This is a genomic window from Phycicoccus sp. Root101 (assembly GCF_001426245.1).
Lineage (GTDB): Bacteria > Actinomycetota > Actinomycetes > Actinomycetales > Dermatophilaceae > Pedococcus.
On record NZ_LMCM01000010.1, the window covers coordinates 399201 to 417469 of the forward strand.

The window sequence follows — 18269 nt, forward strand, 5'->3', positions numbered from 1 at the left end:
GGACCACGCGGCATACCCGTCGCGACGGTCGGGCCGGACTGCGGCAGGGTGGGACGTGCACACCCCTGCACCGCCACCGGCCACGACGACGGGACGCCTCGATGAGCTTCACCACCCGACCGACCCTGGAGGGGACGTTCGGCATGGTCTCCTCGACGCACTGGATCGCCTCGCAGGCGGCCATGCGCGAGCTCGAGCTCGGGGGCAACGCGTTCGACGCCGCGGTGTGTGCCGGCTTCGTGCTGCATGTCGTCGAGCCGCACCTCAACGGCCCCGGTGGGGACATGCCCGCGATCATCGCGACCGCCGCGGACCCGACGCCGCGCGTGCTCTGCGGCCAGGGTCCGGCCCCCGCCGCGGCGACCATCGGGCACTACCGGTCGGAGGGGCTCGACCTCGTGCCCGGGTCGGGGCCGCTGGCGGCGGCGGTACCCGGCGCGGTGGACGCGTGGCTGCTGCTGCTCCGGGACCACGGCACCCGTTCCCTCGAGGACGTCCTCGCGCCGGCGATCGGCTACGCCCGGCACGGACACCCCCTCCTCGGCCGGGTGGCTGCCACCGTCGAGACGGTGCGCGAGCTCTTCGAGAGCGACTGGCGCACGTCCGCGGACCTCTGGCTCGAGGATGGGAAGGCGCCGGTCCCGGGTGCCCTGTTCCGGAACCCGACGTATGCCGACACGCTCGACCGCCTCGTCACCGAGGGGCGGGCAGCGGGCACCACCCGCGAGGCGCAGATCGACTGTGCCCGGCGGGCCTGGGGGCAGGGTTTCGTCGCCGAGGCGGTGGATGCATTCTCCCGCAAGGCTTTTCGCGACTCGAGTGGTGAGCGCCACGGCGGTCTGGTCACTGGCGCCGACCTGGCGGCGTTCCGTGCGACCTGGGAGGCCCCCGCCACCATCGACTGGCAGGGCCACACCATCGCCAAGACAGGCGCATGGGGTCAGGGCCCGACCCTCCTGCAGACCCTCAGGGTCCTCGACGCGCTGGACGATCCCGAGCTGCTCGACCCGTCGACGGCCGCCGGCATCCACGCGTCGACCGAGGCCCTCAAGCTGTCCTTCGCCGACCGCGAGGCCTGGTACGGGGACGTCGACGACGTCCCCCTCGGGACCCTCCTCTCCCGGGGGTATGCCGCGCAGCGTGCCGCCCTGGTCGGCGAGACCGCCTCGCGGGACCTGCGCCCCGGCAGCCCGGACGGCCGGGAACCCAGGCTCGCGGCCTACGTCCGGGGAGCGGTGCCACAGGCGTCCGGTGACGCCACCACCGGGGAGCCGACCGTGGCCCCCACCGGGGAGCCGACGGTGGCACCCACCGGGGTGACTCGCGGCGACACGTGTCACGTCGACGTCGTCGACCGGTGGGGAAACATGGTCTCGGCCACCCCGAGCGGTGGGTGGCTGCAGAGCTCGCCGACGATCCCCGAGCTGGGCTTCTGCCTCGGGAGCCGGATGCAGATGTTCTGGCTCGAGGAGGGGCTGCCGTCCTCGCTCGCGCCGGGGCGCCGTCCGCGCACCACGCTCACCCCGACGCTGGTCCTGCGGGACGGGGTGCCCCACCTCGCCTGCGGGTCGCCGGGAGGCGACCAGCAGGACCAGTGGCAGCTGGGGTTCCTGCTGCGCCACCTCGTCGGTGGGCAGGACCTGCAGGAGGCCATCGACGCACCGGCGTGGCACACGACGAGCTTCCCGGGGTCGTTCTACCCGCGGCACAGCGAGCCGCGGGTCGTCGTCGCCGAGGCGCGGCTCGGGACCGACGTGATCGCAGGGTTGGAGGCGCGGGGGCACACCGTCCACGTCGCCGACCCCTGGAGCCTCGGGAGGTTGTGCGCCGTGAGTCGGGACGTCGACACCGGGGTGTTGCGCGCCGGGGCGAACCCGCGCGGCATGCAGGGTTACGCGGTCGGCCGCTGACACTGCGGTCGTCGTCCCCGTCAGGGCAGGCTCGGGCCCACGTCCTGAGCTGAACAGACGCACCCGGGCTCACCGCGCCCCAGCCGCACGAACCGGCTGCGCCATTCCCCCGCCCGGGGCCGAGAGTGCGTTCATCACTGCAGGTGAGAGACCTGTCCCTCAGTCGAAGTACTGCACAAGGGTGACCGTTTCTACGTCGCAGATGATCTTTTGTCATCGAACGGCCGGGGTGTCCCTCATGTCGTCGTCGCGCTGATGTGTCCGACCGGATCCTGATCCGCGATCGCACCGACGAGTTCCGCCGGGACGCAGATCACTCCTCACATCGGCACCACCCCAGACAAGGACACACCATGGCTCACCTCTCTCGTCGTCAGAAGATCGCCGCCAGCGCCACCGCCCTGGTTCTCGTCGGCTCCGGCACCGCCGCCTTCGCGTTCTGGAGCAGCACCGGCGCCGGCTCGGGCGCCGGCTCCACCACTACGGGGGGCTCGAACCTCACGATCAGCGGCGACGTCGCCAGCCAGCTCTACCCGGGACAGGGCGCCCAGCCCTTCACCGTCACGGTGAAGAACAATGCCGACAACAACGCCCGGGTCGCCGGCCTCACCGCCGTCGTCACCACGGACAAGGTGGGCTGCGACGGTTCGGACTTCTCGATCAACGGCTCGAGCAGCTCGGCGTCGCCGGTCACGCTGAACTTCACCGCCATCGACCTCGCGAAGGACGTCTCGTCGACGTCGTCCAACACGATCCAGTTCATCAACAAGACCTCCAACCAGGACGCCTGCAAGGACGCCCACCTCGTGCTGACCTACGCCTCCAACTGAGGCGCGCCCGCTGCATGAACCCAGCCTGACCCTCGTCTGAGCCACTGCCGGCACGCCGGCCGACCACAACGGAGCACCCATGAACGCACGAGCCATCACCAGGGCGACCACCCTGCTGGCCCTTTGCGCCGTGCTGGCACTCGTCGTGGTCGGTCGGCTGCCAGGGGCGAACGGCGGCCTGGCGGAAGGCATCGGCCTCGGGCGCGCCACCACGGTGGCCGCCAAGGTCAAGGACTTCACCGTCACGTCACAGCCGCTCAGCGTCTCGGTGCAACGGAGCCAGTCGGCGACGTTCGCCGTGACGGTCACCCCGTCGGGCGACTTCACGGGGGCCGTGGTCCTCACCGCCGCCGGGCTGCCGCTCGGGTCGACGGCCACCTTCACGCCCGGCGCCGTGAACGTCACGGGCGCCGCGGCGGTCGGCTCGACCCTCGTCGTGACGACCTCGGCCACGACGCCGCTGGGTAGCGACGGGTTCACGGTCACCGGGACCAACGGCTCGACCAAGCGGACCCTCGACCTCGCCGTCGTCGTGTCCACCCCACCAGCCGCGCTCGCCGTCGCGATCACCCCGGCGTCCGTCTCGGTCGCACCCGGTTCGACTGCCACGTACGCCGTGGGCATCAGCCGCGTCAACGGTTACGCGGGCGCGGTCTCCCTGACCGCCACCGGGCCGTTGCCCAAGGGCGTCCAGGTCGTGCTCTCCCCGGCGTCCCTCCCCGCCGGGACGGGCTCCGGGACCGCGACCCTACAGGTCACCACCGGGTCGACCACCCCGGACGGGACCACTGCGATCGGCGTCACCGTGTCCGGCCCCGGGGTCAGCTCGTCGAGCGCCACGGCCTCCCTCGTCGTCGACTCCAAGGTCAGCGCGAAACCGTTCACCCTGAGCGGCGACCTTATGGGGTCGCTCTACCCGGGGGCGCCGGGACGTCCGGTCGCCCTCGCGGTGACGAACCCCAACAACCAGCCGATCAAGATCACCAACCTCGGGGTGACCGTGAGCTCGGTGACGAGACTCGGGTCCGCCGTGTCCGGTTGCACCCCCACAGATTTCGCCGTCCGTCAGTATGTCGGGTCCTACCCGCTCTCCGTGCCGGCGAACGCGCAGGCCACCCGGCTGGAGAACCTGGGTGTCCCCACGTCGGCCCTCCCCACCGTCACGTTCGTCAACGCGGCCCGCAGCCAGGACGCGTGCCGTGGTGTGACGGTCAACCTCGCCTACACGGGATCGGCGACGAACCAGTGACCACGCGCCATACCTCTCGGGCTGCCGGGTCCCGGCACCTCCACCGTCGAGCGAACGGCCGCCTGCGCGCGCTCCGCGCCCTGGTCTCGGTCGCCACGACCCTCGTGCTGAGCGCCGTCATCGGAGGGGCCGCCTTCGCGGTCTGGTCCGTGACGGGTGCCGGCTCCGGAACTGCCACCGCCGGCTCGACGGTTGCCCTCACGACCAGCTCCGTGACGGCACCCGACGCCGGGGCGTACCCCGGTGGGCCGGCGGTGGCTCTCGCCCTCGTGGTCTCGAACCCCAACGGCGTGCCCGTCCAGATCACGGCGGTCTCGCTCGACACCACCCGGCAGGTCACGGTCACAGGGGCCTCAGGAACCTGCGTCGCGCCCCCGGTCTCCGTGTCGGCCACCGGACTGGCGATCCCACTGCCGGCCAACGCCTCCAACGCCTCGGTCTCGGTCCCCGCCGCGCTGACCCTCGGTGCGACCACCGCATCCGGCTGCCAGGGCGCCACCTTCACCGTGCCCGTCGTCCTCAGCGGACGGACGCCATGACAGGACAACGGATGACCCGCACCTCCCGCCGCGCCGGCCTCGGCGGCGCCGTCGCCGTCCTCGTGCTGCTCGGCCTGGCCGTGCCTGCCTGGGCGTACTTCTCCGTCTCCTCCTCGGCGGCGACGGCCTCAGGGCGTGCCGCCATCCTCGGAACCCCGGGCGTCGTGACCACCGGAGTCAGCGCCTCCACCGTGACCTTCGGCGTCACCGCCCCCAACGGGGGCGCGACCCCGACCGGCTACCGGGTCGCCCGCACGTCTCCGACGGCAGTGGCCAACGTCTGCGCCGTGGTCGGCGCCAGCGGGTCGTGCACGGACTCCTCCCCGGTGTCCGGCCAGACCAACAGCTATGCCGTGTATGCCGTCCTGTCCGGCAGCACCTGGGAGTCCCCTGTCCCCGCGACCACTTCGGTCGCCGTCCCCAGTGCCGACACCAGCGCCCCCACGACGACTGTCTCGACCTCGCCGGCTCCCAACGGTGCCGGCTGGAACTCGGCCAACGTCACGGTCACCCTCGCCGCCACCGACGCGAGCGGGGTGGCGGGCACCTGGTACACCACCGACGGAAGTGCACCGACGACGTCCTCGACCGCCTACACCGGCGCCTTCGGCCTGACCTCCTCGGCGACGGTCAGGTTCTTCTCGACGGACACCGTCGGCAACGCCGAGACGCCCAAGTCGTTCGCCGTGAAGATCGACAAGGTCGGCCCCTCCGTGGTCGTCGGGTCACCCGCCGCGGCGTCCACCCAGGGCGGGACCATCGCGGTCTCCGGGACTGCGTCCGACACGGGTTCGGGGGTGTCGTCCGTCATGGTGCAGTACAAGCAAGGCACTGGCGCCTTCCAGATCCTGCCCGGCACAGTGACGCTCAACGGCACCTCGTGGTCCACGTCCTGGCCCACCGCCACCGTCGCCGATGGCACCTACTCCGTGCAGGCGCTCGCCACCGACGTGGCCGGCAACACCACGACCAGTGGGCCCGTGTCGGTCACGCTGAAGAACACGTTCACCGTCACCGGTGCACCGGCGACAGCTACCGCAGGAACGCCCTTCAACCTCACCGTCACGACCTACCCCGGTTACAGCGGCACGAAGCCGGTCACCGTGACCGGGCTCCAGGCCAGTCCGAGCGGAGGTACAGCCACGGTCCCGACGTCGGCGAGCTTCTCCGGTGGCACGGCGACGATCTCGGTCACACCGGTGAGGTCCGGGCCGCAGCAGGTCACCGTGACGGACACCGGCCTGCCGTCGATGACCGGCACCAGCAGCACCGTCAACGTCAACGCAGGGACGGCGACGCGACTTGCCTGGACGACGTTCACCGCGCAGGGCCAGGTGCAGCCGGCGAGCTCGTGCTACTTCACCTGTACGGCAGTCATCGGGAACAACCTCCAGGCCACGTCCAACATCAGCGTGACGGACTCGCTGGGCAACATCGTCAGCGACCTGGGAGCGAGCCGTACCGTGACCGTCAGTGCACCCACCCCGGGTGGTGGCAACCCTGCAGGCACGCAGTCCCTCGTCGTTCCTGCCAGCGGCGCCGCAACATCGGGCACCCCGCAGTGGGGCTTCAAGGACAACGGTTCCTGGACCTCGTACACGTTCACGGCGACGTCCTCGGGCCTGGCGCAGGCCTCCTTGACGGTGAAGAAGCAATGACCCGGACCGGGCCCGGGTGCGCCGAGGTCCACGTCGGTGCACCCGTGCCTGCCGCACCCGCTGTCCGCCGGACGGCCTAGGCTCACTGCGTGACCGACGGACTCTTCATCGCCTTCGAGGGTGGCGACGGCGCGGGCAAGTCCACGCAGGTGGCCCTGCTCCGTGACGCCCTCCAGGCTGCGGGCAGGACGGTCACCGTGACCCGCCAGCCCGGTGGCACCGACCTCGGGCACCAGATCCGCGACCTGGTGCTGCACGGCGCCCACGTGGCCCCCCGGGCCGAGGCCCTGCTCTTCGCCGCCGACAAGGCGCATCACGTCGACCAGCTGATCCGCCCCGCCCTCGACCGGGGCGAGGTCGTGCTGACCGACCGCTACACCGACTCCTCGGTGGCCTACCAGGGCGCCGGTCGCGACCTCGGCGCGCAGGAGATCCACGACCTCAACATGTGGGCCGTTGACGAGCTCGTCCCCGACCTCACCGTCATCGTCGACGTGTCCGCGCAGGAGGGGCGCCGTCGGCGGGGCGAGGTCCACGACCGGCTCGAGGCGGAGGCGGACGCGTTCCACGAGGCCATCCGTGCGCACTTCCTGGCCATGGCGGAGGGCAACCCCCAGCGCTACCTCGTCGTCGACGGCACCCTGCCTCCCGACGAGATCCACGCGGCGGTCCTCGCACGGCTGAGGTCGCTGGTGGTGCTGCCGTGACCGTCTGGCGCGACGTCATCGGGCAGGACTCCGCCGTCGCGACGCTCCAGCGAGCCGTCGCCGAGCCCGGGTCGATGACGCACGCGTGGCTGCTCACCGGACCACCCGGATCGGGACGCTCGGTGGCCGCGCGGGCGTTCGCCGGTGCGCTCGAGTGCCCGCTGAACGGCTGCGGCGAGTGCCGTGAGTGCCGCACCGCGGTCGACGGCACGCACGCCGACGTGGACCTCGTCGCCACGGAGGGCCTGTCGATCAAGGTCGAGCAGGCGCGCGAGCTCGCCGCCATGTCTGCCCTGCGCCCGTCCGTCGGGCCCTGGCGCGTCATCATCGTCGAGGACGCCGACCGCCTCACCGAACGCGCCGCCGATGCCCTGCTCAAGGCGATCGAGGAGCCCGTCGCACGCACGGTCTGGATCCTGTGCGCGCCCTCGCTCGAGGACGTCGTCATCACGATCCGTTCGCGCTCGCGCCACGTGCGGCTGCGCACCCCTCCCGTCGAGGCGGTCGCCGAGCTGCTCCACCGCCGCGACGGCATCGAGATGCCGATGGCCCTGTATGCCGCGCGAGCGGCCCAGAGCCACGTGGGCCTCGCACGCCGACTGGCCCGTGACGAGGGTGCCCGCATCCGGCGCCGGGACGTCGTCGCCCTCGCGGGCAGGATCCACGGTGTCGGCGACGCGGTGGGCGCGGCCGCCGACCTCGTCTCCATCGCGGACGAGGAGTCCTCGGCCGCGGCCAGTGAGCGGGACGTCGCCGAGAAGAAGAGGCTGATGGAGATGCTGGGGGCCGACCCGTCGGCGCGCACCCAGCCGCCCCACATCCGCAGCCAGCTCTCGTCGCTGGAGAAGGAGCAGAAGGCGCGGGCCACCCGCCACTCGCGCGACGTGCTCGACCGGTCCCTGGTCGACCTGTTGTCGGTGTACCGGGACGCCCTCGTGGTGCACAGCGGTGCCGGTCTCGGGCTGGTCAACCAGGACAGCATCCGCGAGGTGCAGGCGCTCGCGCGGTCGATGACGCCCGAGCAGCTGCTCGGGGCGATGGATGCCATCGGCACCGCGCGCGAGCGCATCGGGCTCAACGTCGCACCGCTGCTGGCCCTCGAGGCGATGGCGATCACGCTGCGCGTACCCCGCTGAGGCGCGCACGCGCCATACGCGTCCGAGGCGGCGTCTCCCAGCACGGCGGGATACCGTGCCGCCCATGACTTCTCGCACACGGATGCTCGTGGCGGCGACCGCGATCGTGACCGTCGGCCTCTCCGGGTGCTCCCTGCTCGGTGGGGGCGACTCCGGCGCAACGCCCTCGACCTCCTCGACCGCGGCGGCCAGGCCCCCGGCCGGGTCCGAGGCGCTCGCGTCGTACTACGGGCAGAAGCTGGACTGGCAGAAGTGCCGGATCTCCGAGTGCGCGAAGCTCGAGGTCCCGCTCGACTACGCCAAGCCGGACGGCGACCGGATCGAGATCTCGGTGCTGCGCATGAAGGCCACCAAGCCCAGGGACCGCATCGGGTCGCTCGTGGTCAACCCGGGCGGCCCCGGAGGGTCGGGCGTGGACTACGCGCAGGCTGCGGACTTCATCGTGGGGAAGCCGGTGCGTCAGCGCTTCGACGTCGTGGGCTTCGACCCCCGCGGCGTGCAGCGGTCGCAGCCGATCGACTGCCTCCCGGACACCCAGATGGACGCGTTCCTCGGGCAGGACCCGACCCCGGACGACGCCGCCGAGGCCGCCGCGTTCGCCGCCTCGGGCAAGGAGTTCGCGCAGGGGTGCGTGCAGCGGACCGGGGCGCTCATCAGCCACGTCTCGACCGTCGACGCCGCCAAGGACATGGACATCCTGCGGTCGGCCCTCGGGGACGAGAAGCTCAACTACCTGGGCAAGTCCTACGGCACCTTCCTCGGCGCCACGTATGCCGGGCTGTTCCCGAAGCTCGTCGGTCGGTTCGTCCTCGACGGGGTCCTCCCGCCGGACATCAGCGCCGCAGAGGTGGCCAAGGGCCAGGCCGAGGGGTTCGAGCGGGCCACTCGCGCGTATGCCGCCAACTGCGTGGACGAGGGCGACTGCCCCCTCGGCGGCTCCGTCGACGAGGTCATGTCCGGGATGCGTGCGCTGCTGACCCGGCTGGACCAGCAGCCGGTGCCCATGCAGGACGGCACCCTCAAGCAGCTCACCGAGGGGTGGGCCGCCACCGGCATCGCGCAGGCCATGTACGACCAGGGTTCGTGGGGGACCCTCACGGACGCCCTGGCCCAGGTCGTGCGCAAGGACGACGGCACCGAGCTGATGAAGCTCGCCGACCAGTACGCGCAGCGCAACCAGAACGGCGTCTACGCCGGCAACCTGCTCGAGGCGTTCTACGCGATCTCCTGCCTGGACAACCCCGACAGCCCCGACCCGGCGGTGTACGCCCAGCGGGCCGCTGACAACGCGAAGGTCGCCCCGACCTGGGGGCCGTTCCTCGCGTGGGGGTCGCTGGTCTGCGGGCAGTGGCCGGTGAAGTCGACAGAGGGCCAGACCGGCCCGCACAAGATCAGCGCGGAGGGCAGCGGCCCCATCGTCGTGGTCGGCACGACCCGCGACCCCGCGACGCCGTACGAGTGGTCGGTGCGGCTGCGTGACCAGCTCTCCAACGCCGCACTGCTGACCTTCGACGGCGACGGGCACACGGCCTACACCCGCTCCAACAGCTGCGTCGACGACGCGATCAACGACTACTACACCGACGGCAAGGTGCCCAAGGACGGGACCAGGTGCTGACCTGACGGGTGTCGTCGGGCCCGGTTCGGAGATTCCGCGGCTCATCCGTATACTCATCGTCCGTGCCTTCGGGCACCTGCCGCCTTAGCTCAGTCGGCCAGAGCGATTCACTCGTAATGAATAGGTCATCGGTTCGATTCCGATAGGCGGCTCCACAGCAAAACCGCAGGTCAGGCCCCCACGACGCCAGTCGAGGGGGCCTTTCCCTTGCCCGTCCGTCTGGGACGTGCGTCGACAGGTCGAGCGATGGCGCCGCCGGGCGGTGGTGGCTCAGCGGTGCTCGTCGACGCTGCGCGAGTCGGTCAGGGTGAGGGCACCCCAGCCGGCCACGAGGCCGACGACCACGGCCAGGGCGCCGTACGTGATCCGCCCACCGTGGAAGAAGGAGGCGACGAGCTGCGGGCTCCACGTGCCGGCGCCGAAGCGTGCGGTCGCCGTCAGAGCGACTCGCGAAGCAGCTGGCCCGCCCGCTCCAGCTCGGTCTCGAGCCGGTCGAGCAGGGTGGCGGCGGCCGCGAGGCCGCCCGTCTCGACCTGTCGGGCGAGCTCGGCGACCCTGACGGCCCCGATGCTCGCCGCGGACCCGGTCAGCTCGTGCGCTGCGTGCCGCAGTCCCTGCGCGTCGTCGGCGGTGACCATCGCCCGCATCGTCGCCACGAGGACCGGCGAGGCCGTCGTGAAGGCCTCGGTCAGGGCTGCGAGGAGGTCCTGCCCGGTGGTGGCGCCGAGGTCGCGCAGCGTCGCGAGCCTCGCGCTGTCCAGCGGCTCCTGCCCGGGCGAGGGGTCCGGAGCCCGAGCCGCGCCGGTCGGACCCGGCCCTTCGCCGATGGCGTCGGCCGGGCGCGCCCACGCACCCAGGACCTCCCTCAGGGTGGACTCGTCGACCGGCTTGGAGACGTAGGCGTCCATGCCGACGGCCAGGCAGCGCTCGCGGTCCTCGGTGGTCGCGCTGGCCGTCATGGCGATGATCGGCAGCCGCTCTCCGCCGACCTCCCGTCGGCGGACCTCTGCGGTCGCGGAGTACCCGTCCATCACTGGCATGTGGCAGTCCATCAGCACGGCGGCATACCGTTGCCCCGCAATGGCTTCCAGCGCCTCGGCGCCGTTCTCCACGACGTCCACGTCGTACCCGATCCGGGTCACGAGGCCCCGTGCCACGAGCTGGTTGACCGTGTTGTCCTCGACGACCAGGACCCGACCGGGGGAGGGGCTGTGGGCGGGACGCTCGACGGCGCCCGCGTCCGTCGCCGGCCCGGCGCCCTTCGTCGGGCGGCGCACGCTCGCTGCTGGTGCGCCGGCCACCAGGCGGACCAGGCGGTCGAACAGGTCGCTGCTGCGCACCGGCTTGCTCAACGCGTCGCGCACCCCGACCCGAGCCAGCTCGGCACGGTCGATCTCGCCCGTGGAGGACAGCATGATCATGAGGGTGTCGCGCAGGGAGGGGTCGGCGCTGATCCGTCGGGCGAGCTCGATGCCGTCGAGATCGGGCATGCACATGTCCAGCACCGTGATCGCGTACGGGTCGCCGGCAGCGCGCGCGGCGCGCATCAGGTCGATGACGGAGCCCGGGTGGTCGGTGCTGTCGGGCCGCAACCCCCACTGGGTGAGCTGGGACCCCAGGACCAGCCGGTTCGTGGCGTTGTCGTCGACGACCAGGGCGCGTAGCCCGAGGAGCAGGTCGCTGGCCGGGACGGGAGGAGGTGTCGTCGCGGAGACCGGCAGGGGGAGCTCGAACCAGAAGGTGCTCCCGACGCCCACGTCGCTGTCGACCCCGATGCTGCCCCCCATCGCCTCGACGAGGGTGCGCGAGATGGCCAGGCCGAGGCCGCTGCCGCCGTACCGGCGGGTGGTCGAGGCATCGGCCTGTCGGAACGAGTCGAACATCGCGGGTCGGACGTCCTCGGGGATGCCGATCCCGGTGTCGGACACCTCGAAGCGCACCCGTCCGTCGCCCGGGTCGACCATCCGGGCGCTGATCACGACCTCGCCCTTGTCGGTGAACTTCACGGCGTTGGAGGCCAGGTTGAGCAGGACCTGTTGCAGCCGTCCCTCGTCACCGACGAGGCGTGGCGGCACCTCGGCAGCGCAGTAGGCGATGACCTCCAGCTCCGGCGTGGTCGTCATCGGTGCCACGAGGGCCGCCACCGACTCGACCAGGGACCGTGGGTCGAGGTCCACGGCCTCGAGGTCCACCTTGCCGGCCTCGAGCTTGGAGAAGTCGAGGATGTCGTTGATGACGCGCAGCAGCGACTCCCCGGCGCTCTGCAGCCCCCCGACGTACTGCTGCTGCGTCTCGTCGAGGTCGGTGTGGTGCAGCAGGGTGGTCAGGCCGATCACGCCGTTCATCGGCGTCCTGATCTCGTGGCTCATCGTGGCCAGGAACTCCGACTTCAGCCGGGACGCCTCCAGGGCCTGCTTGCGCGCGGCCTCGAGCTCGATGGTGCGCAGGTGCACCCGGTGCTCGAGCTCCGAGCGGTTGGCCTCGAGCTCCTCGGCGAGCATGTTGATCCCCACGATGACCGCATCGAGGTCCTCGTCGTCCGTGCGGGGCCCGCGCGCGTCCAGGTCGCCGGCAGCCAGCCTCGTGAGCAGCTCGATGACGGCGTCGATGGGGGAGCCGCCCGGGCCCTCCTGGCCCTCCGTGTCCGTCGTGGCGCCCCCGTCGCTCATGGCTGCGCTTGCAGCCAGGTGACTGCGTCGGCCTCGGACGTGAACATCTTCACGGGGATGGAGCCACGCTTCAGGCCCAGGAAGAAGTTGGCCAGCATGCGGGTGGAGGCCGAGCCCGCCACGAGGGCCACGGCCCGGTAGTTGGGGTTGCGGTCCATGAAGAACTCACGGGCCGGCCGGTCGATCGAGGCGACCTCGCGCAGGTCGACCAGCGAGCGGATCTTGTCCTGCCCGAGGGCCTTGATCTCCGCGTCGACGGCGCGGGCCTCCTCGATGCCGCACACCGCACCGGGGAGCCAGTCGGTCCGGGCGATCCCCGTCGCCTCGTCCCACGTGATCTCGTAGCACTTCTCCTCCGCGGCCATCCCGCTCCCCCTCTGCAGCAGTCCACGATCTGCGGTCAAGGTACCCCAGCGGGCCGGCGAGGACCCCTGGGGATCAGTCCCGACCGGTGCCGCCCACCGTGTCCAGGTCGCGCACGGCATACCGGTGGTGCTCCCACTCCTCCTCGAGGATGGTGTGCAGGCACGCCAGGGTGCTCTCGCTGTGCTCCGGAGCCCAGGGGTGGCGCCGCGCCACCGCGAGGTCCTCGGTGGTGGCGGCGGCGAGGAAGTCCCGCACCATTGCGACGCGCCCGGCGCGCACCTCCAGCACCTCGTCGAACGACGGTTCCGTGCGGGAGAAGAACGAGGCGTCGTAGCCGTCGAGCTCGTACTCCGCATGGGGCTGGCCGATGGGGTGGTACGGCTGCTCGCGTCCCAGGACGGCGCGCCCGAGCCACGTGTCGGTCGCCATCACCAGGTGTCGCAACGTCTGCGCGAAGGACCACTCGCCGTCCACCTGGACGTCGACCGCCCCCGGGGGCATCGTGCCGACCCGGTCGAGCGTCGTGGCCCAGGCCGCCTCGACCGCGGCCCACGCCTCCCGGAGGCCGTCAGGGTCCGTCGCCCTCCGCAGCGAACGCCCGGGAAAGCGGCGGTCCAGCTCCGCGTCCACGTATGGCGCCACGTCGACTCCGTTGACCCACAACGAGTTCCCGCCCTCGAGGAGCCAGGGTGCATCGATGTCGGCGCCGGTGACGTGCACCGCGCGCATGACGACGCCGGACAGGTCGCTCCGGACGAAGCGGGCCCCGCTCAGGTCGGCATCGACGAACACCTGCACCTGCGGCTGGTCGGGTGGGCTCATCGGTTCACCGTGGTGGCAGGGCCGCGCCTCGTCAAGACCGTGGGCCAGGACCGCTCGTCAGGACCGCTCGGCGAGGAGGGCGTGGATCAGGTCGTGCAGGGGAGCGGCGAGGTCCGCGGCGTCGGCCGAGGCGAGGGGGCTCGAGCCCGGCGGAGCGCAGCAGCAGGATGAGGACCTGGTTGGGCCGGCCGCCTGTTCCTGCTTGCGACCGTCCTGATGATGATGGTGTTCGGTCCCGTCGCCGGGGTCATCGACCGCCGCTACGGCCCGAAGGTGCCCATGACGATCGGTACCGCGCGCGCCGCCCTCGCCCTGCCGTCCGGCCGTGCGCGCCGCGAGGTCCCTGCGGCGACCTGACCCGCCACCCGGGAGCCCGGGACCACCCGGCCCTCGAGGGCAGTTCGGTGCCGTGGACGCCCGCCGGGGCGGCCGCGGCACCGAACTACACTCGCCGCTGTGTCGTGGTCGCTCTGGTTCACCCTGCTCGGGGCCGCGGTCCTCATCTCCCTGACGCCGGGTGCGGGGGCGATCAACACCATGGCCAACTCGATCGGCTCGGGGTGGGCCCGCTCCATCTGGGGCATCATCGGCCAGCAGCTCGCCCTCCTCGTGCACATCGCCGTGGTGGCGGCCGGGGTGGGCGTCCTCGTGGCCGAGTCCCCGTTGCTGTTCAACGTCATCCGGTATGCCGGTGCGGCCTACCTGGTCTTCCTCGGCGTCCGCCAGCTGCGTGCCCAGCCGACCGCGCAGGACGTCGAGGCGTCGGTGCCGCCGGCCTCCCGCGGGGCGATGCTCCGCCAAGGGGTGCTGGTCAACCTGACCAACCCCAAGGCCGTGGTCTTCTTCCTCGCGTTCACGCCGCAGTTCATCCGTCCGGAACGGCCCCTCGTGCCGCAGTACGTCGTGCTCGCCGCGACGGTCGTGGTCGTGGACGTCCTCGTCATGTGGTTCGTGTTCGCGTTCGCCGCGCGGTGGCTGCGTCGGCTCACCCGCAGCCGCGACGGCCAGCGTCGCCTCAACCGCGTGTTCGGTGGGCTCTTCGTCGGGGTCGGCGTGCTGCTGGCCGCCGTGCACTGACGGCACCGGCCACGCCGTCCGCGAGGATGGGGCCCATGCTGCAGGACCACTGGCCCCTCTATGCCCTGACCACCCGGACCACTGTCGCCGGTGGCGACGCAGTCGTCGAGCTGCGACTGCCTCGGGAGGAGGAGGTCGCCGAGCTGGCCGACCTGGCCGGCCGTGGCGTCCACCGACCCGGCGAGCGACCGTTCCTCACGCCCTGGACCGAGGGCAGCGCCGGTGAGCGGGCCGACGCCGTCCTGCGCGGTCACTGGGAGCGGCTCGCCTCATGGACGCCGCAGTCGTGGCGCCTCGGGATGGCGGTCCTCCTCGACGGACGCCCGGTGGGCATGGTCACGTTGAGGGCCGACGACTTCCGCGTCGTCCGGGACGTGAGCACCTCGTCCTGGCTCGGGCTCGCGCACCAGGGCAGGGGCGTCGGGACGGCGGCGCGCGCCAGCCTCCTCGCCGTGGCCTTCGACCACCTGGGGGCCGAGTCCGCCCTGACCGAGGTCTTCCGTGACAACCACGCGTCGCAAGGGGTTTCGCGACGCCTCGGCTACGAGCCGGACGGCATCTCGCGCGATGCCCGCGGCGACGAGGTGCTCGTCTCCGACCGGCTCCGTCTCACCAGGACCCGGTGGTCCGCCCGGTCACGACCGGTGGTGGAGGTCACGGGGATGGACGGCTGCCGCGGGATGTTCGGGGTCTGACAGGGGAAGTGCACGACGGAGCCCGGCCACCGCGATGGTGACCGGGCTCCACCCCTCGGGTGGTGAGGGTCAGACAGTACGGAACGCCGTGGTGCTCGCCGTGCCGTTGCTCTGGGTTCCGTTGCTCTCCGTGCCCGAGCCGGTCGAGCCGCCCGGGGCGCCGGGGCCGTCGCCGTCGGGGCCGTGACCCTGGCCACCGCCGGGACCGCCGGTGCGGGCGGTGATGGTCTTGAGGTCCTTGCTCACCTCGAGCATGACCTGGGCGCCGGCCCTGGTGCCGAACACGTCGTACGAGCCGTCCTCGTCCTTGCGGACGGAGGTGACGGTCACGGCGGAGTCCTTGGCCTTGACCGCGGCGGTGACCTTGGAGAGCTCGGTGCCGGTGACCGCGGTGTGCGCGCCACCACCGGGCCCTCCACCGTGGTTGCCACGACCGCCGGGACCGCCGGGACCGCCGGTGCGGGCGGTGATGGTCTTGAGGTCCTTGCTCACGTCGAACATGACCTGGGCACCGGCCTTCGTGCCGAACACGTCGTACGAGCCGTCCTCGTCCTTCTGGACGGAGGTGACGGTGACGGCGGAGTCCGTGGCCTTGACCTCGGCGGTGACCTTGGACAGCTCCGATCCGGTGACCGCGGTGTGCGTTCCGCCGCCGGGTCCACGGCCCTCGCCGGACTGCTGCCCGTAGCCGAAGGCGTAGCCCGTGACGGCGGACGGGGACGTGCTGGTGGAGGCGTTGGCCAACGAGGCGACGGTGACGACGATCCCCGTCGCGGCGACGAGGCCGGCGGCCGCGGTGATGATGGTCTTGCTGGGCACTGTCGTGCTCCCCTCGGGTGCGGTGCCCGGCCGGGTGGCGAGGCTGTCACCACACCGTCGGCCCCCCACCTGTGGTGAGCCTGTGGTCGAACTGGCGCGACCCTAGGAGTCGGCGACCCGCCGCACAGGCGGGGTGTGGCGCATGGTCGCCCGTGCGCCATACCCGACCGGGTGGGTGCTAGCCGCGGTCCTGGGCGGAGTCGGCGCGGGGGAGCAGCACCGTGAACCTGGTGCCCTTGCCGAGCTCGGAGTCCACCGAGATCGTGCCGTTGTGCCGAGCCACGATGCGCTGGACGATGCTCAGCCCGAGCCCTGTGCCCGGGACCTCGAGGGCGTCGGGGTTGGTGCTGCGGAAGAACTCCGTGAACAGCGACTGCAGGTCGGTGCGCGAGATACCCAGGCCCTCGTCCGCGACGACCATCTCGACCTTGTCGCCGAGGGGACGCAGGGACACCGTGACCTCACCGCCGTCGGTCGTGTACTTCACGGCGTTGCTCACGAGGTTCTCGACGAGGCGGGCGAGCTCGTCGGTGCTGCCCAGCGCGGTCGGTGGGTGCTCCGGCGCGATGACCTTGATCGTGACGTCCTGCTGCGCCGCCCGCGGGAGGAACATGTCGGCGGCATCGCGGACGAGCTCGGAGATGTCGACGTGGTTGCGCACCAGCGGCCGGTCGGGGTCGCTCACCTTGGACAGCGTGAGCAGGTCGTCGACCAGGCCCTGGAGGCGGTGGGTGTTGCGGGCCATCACCTTCAGCGACCACGTGGCGTCCCCGGTCGGGTTCTCCTTGAGGAGCTCGACGTGGCCGACGATCGACGCCAGCGGGTTCTTGAGCTCGTGGTGCACCGTGGAGAAGAGCGTCGTCTTGGCCCGGTCGGCACGGCGCAGCTCGGCGATCATCCGGCGCTCGAGCTCGAACAGCCGGGCGTTGACGATCGAGCGGCCCACGTCACGGCCGATCTCGAGCGCGGCGACCCGCTCGGCGTCGCTCCACGGCGGGGCGTCCGGGGACCGCGTCAGCACCATGTGGCCCAGGCACTCGGTGCCGGCACCGATCGGTGCGAGGAGCAGGGAGCCGGCGCCGGTGTTGGTGAGGTAGGCCAGGAGCTCGTCGAGGTCCTCGTCCGACAGCGCGCCGGCGGGTTGGACAGCTCCGTTGCTCACGACTCCGGAGACCTGCTCGGCCCAGGCCCGCTCGGCGAGCGTCCTGGCGACCTCGACCATCTTCGCCGGCGTCCGGGTGGTGCCCTGCGCGGAGTAGGCCGCGACGCTGTCGGTCTTGGCGGCGTCCTTGGTCGCGAACGCCCGGACCCACAGGCCGAGGCAGTCCAGCCCGGTGCGGATGGGGTCGACGATGGCCTCGACGACCTTGGAGGGCTCGAGGATGCCCTGCGAGATGCGGGCGACGCTCTGCACCGTGGCGGCGAGGCGCACCTGCTCGGCGAGGGTCTGGCGCTGGCGGAAGGAGTTGATGGCGATGCCGGCCTGGTTGGCGAAGACCTCGAGCACGCCCTGCTGGACCTGTGTCGGGCGCTTGGCCGACAGCGGCAGGTCGACGGAGATCATGCCGAGCATCTCGCCGGTCGGGTCGTAGAACGGTGCGAGCAGGGTGTCCTCGGGATCCCAGGCGTCCGGGTCGCCGATGACCTGCTCGTCCCACTCGGGCGCGACCCAACCGGGCCGCGCGTTGCTCGGGAGGTTGGCTGCCGGGATGAAGCGCAGCGAACCCCAGTGCTCGGCAACAGCGAACTCCCCGTCGAGGCTCTCGCGCGGTGTGCGCCGACCGACGAGCTGTGCCGTGGCGTCCGGGTGGCCCCCCACCGCGACGATCTGCAGGTCGCCGTTCGAGCGCACGAGGCTGATCGCCGCGACCTGGAAGCCCACGACATCGGCGGCACCGGCGACCACGAGGTCGAGCAGCTCCTGCAGGCTCTCCAGACCACTGGCCTGGTTCATCAGCTGAGAGAGCCGGCGCAGCGCCTGCACCTCGGCTGATGAAACGGTCGATTCCATATCGATTCCCATTGTGTACCTCGCCCCCTGACGATGACGGGGAAAACGTACCCATAGCGCAAAGGCGCTACGGGCAAAACACCGATCAAGACACCTCTGGGACTAGGACCGTTCCGACGTTCGTGCCTTTTTTCGTGGACAGGTTGAGACGAGTCGGATCTCG

16 protein-coding genes and 1 tRNA gene are annotated in these 18269 nt (G+C 71.7%); 12 read left to right on the forward strand and 5 right to left on the reverse strand.

Annotated features, from left to right (window positions below):
- Nucleotides 1-101 precede the first annotated feature (101 nt).
- From ASC58_RS18830 to ASC58_RS18870, 9 genes are all read left to right on the forward strand, one after another.
- Nucleotides 102-1910: a gamma-glutamyltransferase family protein gene (locus tag ASC58_RS18830; protein ID WP_056920355.1), complete on the forward strand. Its 1809-nt coding sequence runs from the start codon at nucleotides 102-104 to the stop codon at nucleotides 1908-1910.
- A 353-nt stretch (nucleotides 1911-2263) separates the two neighbouring features.
- Entirely contained in the window at nucleotides 2264-2740 is a 477-nt protein-coding gene (locus ASC58_RS18835; protein ID WP_056920356.1) for a hypothetical protein, read from the forward strand.
- A 79-nt stretch (nucleotides 2741-2819) separates the two neighbouring features.
- A complete protein-coding gene (locus ASC58_RS18840) occupies nucleotides 2820-3989 on the forward strand; it encodes a hypothetical protein (protein ID WP_056920357.1) in 1170 nt (389 codons plus the stop codon).
- Complete coding sequence (locus ASC58_RS18845; protein ID WP_056920358.1) at nucleotides 3986-4528, forward strand: hypothetical protein; 543 nt, start codon at nucleotides 3986-3988, stop codon at nucleotides 4526-4528. The genes ASC58_RS18840 and ASC58_RS18845 overlap by 4 nt, the downstream gene beginning before the upstream one ends.
- Nucleotides 4529-4539: 11 nt before the next feature.
- Nucleotides 4540-6186, forward strand: a complete 1647-nt coding sequence (locus ASC58_RS18850; protein ID WP_056920359.1) for a chitobiase/beta-hexosaminidase C-terminal domain-containing protein — start codon at nucleotides 4540-4542, stop codon at nucleotides 6184-6186.
- Between the two features lie 89 nt (nucleotides 6187-6275).
- Entirely contained in the window at nucleotides 6276-6893 is a 618-nt protein-coding gene (gene tmk / locus ASC58_RS18855; protein WP_056915689.1) for a dTMP kinase, read from the forward strand.
- Nucleotides 6890-8029 (forward strand): DNA polymerase III subunit delta', encoded by a 1140-nt coding sequence (locus tag ASC58_RS18860; RefSeq protein ID WP_056915688.1) that lies wholly within the window; start codon nucleotides 6890-6892, stop codon nucleotides 8027-8029. The genes tmk and ASC58_RS18860 overlap by 4 nt, the downstream gene beginning before the upstream one ends.
- 64 nt (nucleotides 8030-8093) lie before the next feature.
- The gene (locus ASC58_RS18865; RefSeq protein ID WP_056920360.1) at nucleotides 8094-9647 is read left to right on the forward strand and encodes an alpha/beta hydrolase; all 1554 of its coding nucleotides are present in this window, start codon (nucleotides 8094-8096) and stop codon (nucleotides 9645-9647) included.
- A gap of 78 nt (nucleotides 9648-9725) precedes the next feature.
- Nucleotides 9726-9802 (forward strand) — tRNA-Thr (locus ASC58_RS18870).
- 282 nt (nucleotides 9803-10084) lie between these two features.
- Here ASC58_RS18870 and ASC58_RS18875 read toward each other — a convergent pair.
- The 3 genes from ASC58_RS18875 to ASC58_RS18885 all read right to left on the reverse strand — a co-directional run bounded on the left by ASC58_RS18875 (nucleotide 10085) and on the right by ASC58_RS18885 (nucleotide 13504).
- A complete protein-coding gene (locus ASC58_RS18875; RefSeq protein WP_056920361.1) occupies nucleotides 10085-12316 on the reverse strand; it encodes a response regulator in 2232 nt (743 codons plus the stop codon).
- The gene (locus tag ASC58_RS18880; protein ID WP_056920362.1) at nucleotides 12313-12681 is read right to left on the reverse strand and encodes an STAS/SEC14 domain-containing protein; all 369 of its coding nucleotides are present in this window, start codon (nucleotides 12679-12681) and stop codon (nucleotides 12313-12315) included. Before ASC58_RS18880 ends, ASC58_RS18875 begins: the two co-directional genes overlap by 4 nt.
- A 73-nt stretch (nucleotides 12682-12754) precedes the next feature.
- Nucleotides 12755-13504: a DinB family protein gene (locus ASC58_RS18885; protein ID WP_056920363.1), complete on the reverse strand. Its 750-nt coding sequence runs from the start codon at nucleotides 13502-13504 to the stop codon at nucleotides 12755-12757.
- Nucleotides 13505-13723: 219 nt separating this feature from the next.
- Here ASC58_RS18885 and ASC58_RS21195 point away from each other — a divergent pair, with 219 nt between their 5' ends.
- The 3 genes from ASC58_RS21195 to ASC58_RS18895 all read left to right on the forward strand — a co-directional run bounded on the left by ASC58_RS21195 (nucleotide 13724) and on the right by ASC58_RS18895 (nucleotide 15276).
- Nucleotides 13724-13861 carry a hypothetical protein gene (locus ASC58_RS21195; protein WP_235529320.1) on the forward strand — a complete coding sequence of 46 codons (138 nt, stop codon included), beginning with the start codon at nucleotides 13724-13726 and terminating at the stop codon, nucleotides 13859-13861.
- A gap of 99 nt (nucleotides 13862-13960) precedes the next feature.
- Nucleotides 13961-14581 carry a LysE family transporter gene (locus tag ASC58_RS18890; RefSeq protein WP_056920364.1) on the forward strand — a complete coding sequence of 207 codons (621 nt, stop codon included), beginning with the start codon at nucleotides 13961-13963 and terminating at the stop codon, nucleotides 14579-14581.
- A gap of 35 nt (nucleotides 14582-14616) precedes the next feature.
- Entirely contained in the window at nucleotides 14617-15276 is a 660-nt protein-coding gene (locus ASC58_RS18895) for a GNAT family N-acetyltransferase (RefSeq protein WP_056920365.1), read from the forward strand.
- Between the two features lie 69 nt (nucleotides 15277-15345).
- Here ASC58_RS18895 and ASC58_RS21450 read toward each other — a convergent pair whose 3' ends face one another.
- Both ASC58_RS21450 and ASC58_RS18905 read right to left on the reverse strand, forming a co-directional pair.
- Nucleotides 15346-16095 carry a hypothetical protein gene (locus tag ASC58_RS21450; RefSeq protein ID WP_056920366.1) on the reverse strand — a complete coding sequence of 250 codons (750 nt, stop codon included), beginning with the start codon at nucleotides 16093-16095 and terminating at the stop codon, nucleotides 15346-15348.
- Between the two features lie 178 nt (nucleotides 16096-16273).
- A complete protein-coding gene (locus ASC58_RS18905; protein WP_162246878.1) occupies nucleotides 16274-18106 on the reverse strand; it encodes an ATP-binding protein in 1833 nt (610 codons plus the stop codon).
- Nucleotides 18107-18269: the final 163 nt, after the last annotated feature.